Raw genomic sequence first — 6,349 nt, forward strand, 5'->3', positions numbered from 1 at the left:
ACTGAACATCGACCCCAGAAAGATCGCATGGAAACGCTGCGTTGACCTGAACGACAGACAGCTGAGAAACGTGATCTCCGGTCTGGGCGGCAAGGTAAACGGCGTACCCAGAGAAGATGCTTTCCAGATCACAGTAGCATCCGAAATCATGGCGATCTTCTGTCTGGCAAACGACCTGAAACAGCTGAAAGAAATGCTGGGTCAGATCATCGTTGGCTACACATACGACGACGAACCTGTAACAGCAAAAATGATCGGTGCTGACGGTGCGATGACAGTACTGCTGAAAGATGCTCTGCAGCCCAATGTGGTGCAGACTCTGGAAAATACACTGGCAATCATCCACGGCGGTCCCTTCGCAAATATCGCACACGGCTGTAACTCTGTAAAAGCAACAAAAACAGCGATGAAAATTGCTGACTATGTTGTAACAGAAGCAGGCTTCGGTGCTGACCTGGGCGCTGAAAAATTCTTTGACATCAAGTGCCGTAAAGCAGGTATCAAACCTGATGCAGTTGTTCTGGTAGCAACTGTACGCGCACTGAAATATAACGGCGGCGTTGCAAAAGCTGACCTGTCCAATGAAAATCTGGATGCACTGGCAAAAGGTTTCGTAAACCTGGAAAAACACATTGAAAACATCCAGAAATATGGTGTTCCCGTTGTGGTAACTCTGAACCACTTCGTAGCTGATACAGATGCAGAAGTTGCATACGTAAAAGAAAGATGCGAAGCAATGGGCGCAACATTTGCAGTAGCAAGAGTATGGGCAGAAGGCGGCGAAGGCGGCAAGGCTCTGGCTGAAAAAGTTCTGGAAACACTGGAAACAAAAGAAAGCAATTTCAAATTCCTGTATGAAGATGAACTGAACATCGTTGAAAAAGTAAACAAAGTATGTAAAGAAATCTACGGCGCAGGCAATGTAAACTTCTCCGCAGCAGCGAAGAAAACACTGGCGCAGATCGACAAACTGGGCTTCAACTACTTCCCTGTTTGTATCGCAAAAACACAGTATTCCCTGTCCGATGATCCCAAGGTTCTGGGTCGTCCCGAAGGTTTCGAAGTAACTGTAAAAGAAATCCGCATTTCCGCAGGTGCAGGCTTTATCGTAGTTCTTCTGGGTGATGTTATGACAATGCCCGGTCTGCCTAAAAAACCTGCAGCACTGAATATCGATATTGACGAAGACGGTAACGTAGTAGGTCTGTTTTAATTCTTCGTCGGCAACATTTACACGAAGGAGTAATTTGAGATGAAAGCACAATTGATTGATGGCAAACTGATTTCTGCGGAAATCAAGGCAGAAGCGGCAGAAGAAGCAGCAGCGCTGAAAGCACAGGGAATCGAACCCTGTCTGGCTGTTGTTCTGGTCGGCGATAACTCCGCTTCCAAGGTATATGTAAGCAATAAAGAGAAGGCTTGCGCAGCTGTAGGCATTAAGTCTGTTTCCCATGTGCTGCCTGAGGCAACCACAGAGGAAGAGCTGCTGAAGCTGATCGATGAACTGAATAAGGATGCAAATGTGCACGGCATTCTGGTTCAGATGCCTGTGCCTAAACATATTGATGACAGAAAAGTGATCATGGCCATCAGCCCTGATAAGGACGTGGATTGCTTCCACCCTGTGAATGTAGGCTATCTGCACACAGGTGCAAAGGGCTTCCTTCCCTGTACCCCTGCGGGTATCATTGAACTGATCAAACGTAGCGGCCATTCCATTGCGGGCAAAAATTGTGTGATAATCGGCAGAAGCAATATCGTTGGTAAGCCTGTGGCAATGCTGTTGATGCAGGAGAACGGTACTGTTACCATTTGCCATTCCAAAACACAGGATCTGGCAGGTATCTGTCGGGGGGCAGATATCATTGTCAGCGCAACGGGCAAAGTGGACACAGTAACGGCTGATATGGTAAAAGAAGGTGCGATCATTATCGATGTTGGTATGAATCGCAATGCCGAAGGCAAACTGTGCGGCGACGTGGACTTTGAGAACGTGAAAGAAGTGGCAGGAGCGATCACTCCCGTGCCCGGCGGCGTTGGTCCCATGACCATCGCAATGCTGATGAAAAACTGTAACACAGCCGCTAAGATTCAGAACGGTCTGATGTAAGAAAATCTTAAGATTTATACCCTTGATTTCGAAAGAGATCAAGGGTATTTTTATATTAAGAGAAAGGGGTGGAAGAATGAAAAAGAAAATGGTTTTGATCGGTATTTTGATTCTTCTGCTTCTCTTGGGAATATGTGTGAAAAGGGAAAGAAATCTCGGAGAACTGCTGGATATTTCAAAAGAAAACATCTGGCAGTGTACAGTAGGAAAAGCATATAACAGTGGAACACAATGGGACTATGAAAGTGCTGTGATTGAAGATACGAAAGAATTTGAAACCATTTGCAACTTATTAGACGAAACAACGGTTTTATTCAAAACATGGAAATGGAATTCTGATTTGGAGAATGGCGAGATTTTTTGTGAACTGATGGTTTTTGATGACAGCAAGCATTGGATTCGATTTATGGAAAACGGAGAAATTGAAATCCTGAATGGGGGACATTGGAGGTTTGAGGTAATTGGTGAGGAAAAGAGCAGATGTACGGATTATCTGGAGGAACTTTTGAAGGAATATGAAATAACAAAATGATTGACACCCCTGACGAAAGTCAGGGGATTTTTTGGCCGAAAATCCAGAAAGAACCTGAAAAGATTTCTATAGAAAACTAGTAATTTTTCGAATTTTGTAGTAAAATATTAAATTGTGAAATTATTGCTATCGTTTGATGGCTTAAGGAGGAATACAATGAATAAGAAGATCGCATTCACCTCTCTGGGGTGCGATAAGAATAGAGTGGACAGTGAAGTCATGCTGGGGATCCTGCAGAAAAACGGCTACACAGCCGTAGCGGACGAAGCGGAAGCGGATATCATCGTGGTAAATACTTGCAGCTTCATCAAGGATGCACTGGAAGAAAGCATCGAAACCATTCTGGAAATGGCACAGTATAAAGATCCTGAAGTGGGCAACTGTAAAGGTCTGGTGGTAGCGGGCTGTCTGGCACAGCGCTTTCAGGAAGAATTTTTCGACGAACTGCCTGAAGTAGATGCTATCGTTGGCACCACAGCCTACGAATCCATCGTTGAAGTGGTAGATGAAATTCTGGCGGGCAAAGAACAGGTGAAACGCATGGAAAGCATCGACATGCCCATGCAGGATGAAAATGGCAAACTGCGCGTTCTTTCCACAGCACCTTATTTTGCCTATCTGAAAATTTCCGAAGGCTGTGACAACTTCTGTACTTACTGTGTCATTCCCAAACTGAGGGGCAGACACCGCAGCAGAACCATGGAAAGCCTGATCGAAGAAGCAAATGTTCTGGCAAAACAGGGCGTAAAAGAACTGGTCGTTGTAGCCCAGGATACTTCCATTTACGGCAGAGACTTGTATGGCCAGCCTATGCTCCATGAACTGCTGAGACAGCTGAATGATGTGGAAGGGATCGAATGGATCAGAGTATTGTACGCATACCCTGAAACATTGACAGACGAAACCATCGAAGCCATGGCAAAATATGAAAAAGTCTGCCATTATATTGATATGCCCATCCAGCATGGCAATGATGCAGTACTGAAACGCATGGGCAGAAAAAGCAGTCAGGCACTGATCCGCGAAAAAGTAGCGAAACTGAGAGCGGCTATGCCCGATATCGCCATCAGAACCACACTGATCGTTGGGTTCCCCGGCGAAAGTGAAGAAGAATTCGAAGATCTGATGCATTTCGTACAGGAAATGAAATTCGATCGTCTGGGTGTGTTCTCCTATTCTCAGGAAGACGGCACCGCGGCGGCAAGAATGGAAAATCAGATCGACGATGAACTGAAAGAAGAAAGAAAGGATATCATCATGGATATCCAGAAAAATATTGCCGCTTCCCTGTGTGAAGAAGAAGTGGGCAAGGTGATGCAGGTGCTGATCGAAGGGAAACTGCCCGAAGAAAGAATTTTCTGCGGCAGAACCAGAAGAGATGCCCCCGATATCGACGGGCTGGTGTTCGTTTCTTCCGAGGAAGAACTGTACTCCGGTGATTTTGTAACAGTAAAGATTCGCGAAGCAGGCGATTATGATTTGATGGGAGATGTAGTATATGGATATGAACTTGGCGAATAAGCTGACACTGCTCAGAGTATTCATGATTCCGGTATTTCTGCTGGTGCTGTTTCTGGGGCCTGAACCCATGAACAGATATATTGCGGTGATCATTTTCATCGTAGCTTCTCTGACAGATATGCTGGATGGTAAAATTGCGAGAAAATATAATCTGGTTTCCAACTTTGGGAAATTCATGGACCCTCTGGCGGATAAACTGCTGGTTATGAGCGCACTGGTTTCCATGGTTGCACTGGAAGATCTGGCGGCTTGGGTCGTTATCGTCATTCTGGCGAGAGAATTTACCATCACCGGTTTCCGTACACTGGCGATGGAAGCAAATATCGTTATGGCGGCAAGCTGGTGGGGTAAGGTGAAAACAACAGTACAGATGATCATGATCCCTGTGGTACTGCTGAACCTGCCTTTTGGCTGTATGCCGCTGGTAGAAACAGCACTGATCTACCTGTCTGTATTCTTCACCATTTTCTCCGGTGCGGATTATATCATTAAAAATAAACAGGTATTGCTGGGCTAAACATAAAAGGGGGAAACTTTCTTTCAGAGAGGAGAGTTCCCCCTTTCATTCTATGGAAATGAAAACGAAAGCAAAAACGAATGTTTTTGCAAATCGGGTTCCAAGGGAGTGACTCCCTTGGTGGGAGTTTGAGGGCAACGCCTTCAAGAAGGGAGTAAATATGAGAGCAGAAATCATGGCAGTAGGGACAGAACTGCTGTTAGGCGATATTTTGAACACAAATGCACAGTTTCTGGCGCAGGAACTGGCGAATCTGGGGATAGAAGTGTATTATCAGACCGTTGTTGGGGATAACCCTCAGAGACTGAAAGATACCATCTATCACGCATTTTCCAGAGCAGACCTTATTATTACCACCGGCGGCCTTGGCCCCACGGAGGATGACCTGACAAAGGAAACGGCGGCGGAATATTTTGGTGAGAAACTGGTGCTGGATGAAAAGGCATTTAATAGAATCAAAACATACTTTGACCGCACAGGCAGAGTGATGACACAGAATAACGTAAAACAGGCGATGGTACCTGAAAACAACTGTACGGTTCTGTATAACGACAACGGTACAGCACCTGGCATCATCATTGAAAAGAATGGCAAAATGATCGTTATGCTGCCCGGCCCTCCCAGAGAAACCGTGCCTATGTTTGTGAATCAGGTAAAACCTTATCTGGCGCAGAAACAGGAATATACCTTCCTTTCCCGCATCCTGCGTGTGGCAAATGTGGGTGAAAGTGCCATGGCGGCAAGGGTGCAGGATATCATGGATGTCCAGACAAACCCTACCATTGCGCCTTATGCCAAGGACGGCGAAGCCATCCTGCGCATTACCGCGAAGGCGAAGAGCGAAGCGGAAGCCAATGCCCTGATCGACCCTGTAGCGGAAAAACTGAAAGAACGACTGGGGGATGCGGTTTATGCGGAAGGCGAAACAGATCTGCAGACTGTGGTGGCAGAACTGCTCATCGAAAGAAAACTGACCATTGCCACAGCGGAATCCTGCACAGGTGGCCTGATTGCCTCTAAACTGGTGGAATATCCCGGCATTTCAGAAGTCCTTCTGGAAGGTTGTGTGACTTATTCCAACGATGCAAAAATGCGCAGACTGGGCGTAAAGGCGGAAACACTGGAACAGTTTGGTGCAGTCAGCGAAGAAACCGCAAGAGAAATGGCAGAAGGCATTGCAAAAACCAGCGGCGCGGAAATCGGCATTGCTACCACGGGCATCGCAGGCCCCGGCGGCGGCAGCGAAGAAAAGCCCGTAGGTCTGGTTTATATGGGTCTGTATTATAAAGGCAGAACCTTTGTGAAAAAATGCAATTTCGCAGGGAAGAGACAGGCTATTCGTGAAAGAGCGGCATACACTGCGCTGGATTGGCTGAGAAAGGCGATGCTCAATGAAGAATAAGGGTGACTGGATGCTGCTTCTGGCGGCATTCATCGGCGGCGGCGGCTTTATCAGTCTGAAATATCTGCTGGATTGGGGATATGATCCTTTTCAGGTGATTTTTGGCCGGTTTCTGATGGCATCTGCCTGTATGTGTCTGGTGTATCGGAACCGTCTGCAGAAGATCACAAAAAAAGAATGGAAGGTCGGCTCCATCCTTGGGGCATTGCTGGCGGCCATGTTCCTGCTGATGACAGTGGGACTGCAGTATACGACCCCTTCCGTCAA

The 6,349-nt window shown here is 46.6% G+C and carries 7 protein-coding genes; all 7 read left to right on the forward strand.

Annotated elements, in window-relative coordinates; all coding sequences use genetic code 11:
• Positions 1-1,213, forward strand: a 1,213-nt coding sequence (locus ACJMLT_RS00005) for a formate--tetrahydrofolate ligase (protein ID WP_405724694.1), incomplete at its 5' end; no start/stop codon positions are given.
• Positions 1,214-1,252: 39 nt separating this feature from the next.
• Complete coding sequence (gene folD, locus ACJMLT_RS00010) at positions 1,253-2,110, forward strand: bifunctional methylenetetrahydrofolate dehydrogenase/methenyltetrahydrofolate cyclohydrolase FolD (protein WP_405724697.1); 858 nt, start codon at positions 1,253-1,255, stop codon at positions 2,108-2,110.
• 76 nt (positions 2,111-2,186) lie between these two features.
• On the forward strand, positions 2,187-2,642 hold the full coding sequence (locus ACJMLT_RS00015; protein ID WP_405724700.1) for a hypothetical protein: 456 nt from the start codon (positions 2,187-2,189) through the stop codon (positions 2,640-2,642).
• A 156-nt stretch (positions 2,643-2,798) separates the two neighbouring features.
• Positions 2,799-4,163 (forward strand): 30S ribosomal protein S12 methylthiotransferase RimO, encoded by a 1,365-nt coding sequence (rimO, locus tag ACJMLT_RS00020; protein ID WP_405724703.1) that lies wholly within the window; start codon positions 2,799-2,801, stop codon positions 4,161-4,163.
• Positions 4,147-4,680, forward strand: coding sequence for a CDP-diacylglycerol--glycerol-3-phosphate 3-phosphatidyltransferase (pgsA, locus tag ACJMLT_RS00025; RefSeq protein ID WP_405724712.1), 534 nt, complete (start codon positions 4,147-4,149; stop codon positions 4,678-4,680). The genes rimO and pgsA overlap by 17 nt, the downstream gene beginning before the upstream one ends.
• Positions 4,681-4,840: 160 nt before the next feature.
• Positions 4,841-6,082 carry a competence/damage-inducible protein A gene (locus ACJMLT_RS00030; protein ID WP_405724706.1) on the forward strand — a complete coding sequence of 414 codons (1,242 nt, stop codon included), beginning with the start codon at positions 4,841-4,843 and terminating at the stop codon, positions 6,080-6,082.
• The coding region (locus ACJMLT_RS00035) for an EamA family transporter (RefSeq protein WP_405724709.1) at positions 6,072-6,349 on the forward strand (278 nt) is incomplete at its 3' end. The genes ACJMLT_RS00030 and ACJMLT_RS00035, both read left to right, overlap by 11 nt.

Source organism: Anaerotignum sp. (assembly GCF_045122575.1).
GTDB lineage: Bacteria > Bacillota > Clostridia > Lachnospirales > Anaerotignaceae > Anaerotignum_A.

What these genes read in the sequence shown, in the direction of transcription:
- ACJMLT_RS00030 (WP_405724706.1), top strand. Translation starts at nt 4,841, where the DNA reads ATGAGAGCAGAAATCATGGCAGTAGGGACAGAACTGCTGTTAGGCGAT.
- folD (WP_405724697.1), top strand. Translation starts at nt 1,253, where the DNA reads ATGAAAGCACAATTGATTGATGGCAAACTGATTTCTGCGGAAATCAAG.
- rimO (WP_405724703.1), top strand. Translation starts at nt 2,799, where the DNA reads ATGAATAAGAAGATCGCATTCACCTCTCTGGGGTGCGATAAGAATAGA.
- ACJMLT_RS00015 (WP_405724700.1), top strand. Translation starts at nt 2,187, where the DNA reads ATGAAAAAGAAAATGGTTTTGATCGGTATTTTGATTCTTCTGCTTCTC.
- pgsA (WP_405724712.1), top strand. Translation starts at nt 4,147, where the DNA reads ATGAACTTGGCGAATAAGCTGACACTGCTCAGAGTATTCATGATTCCG.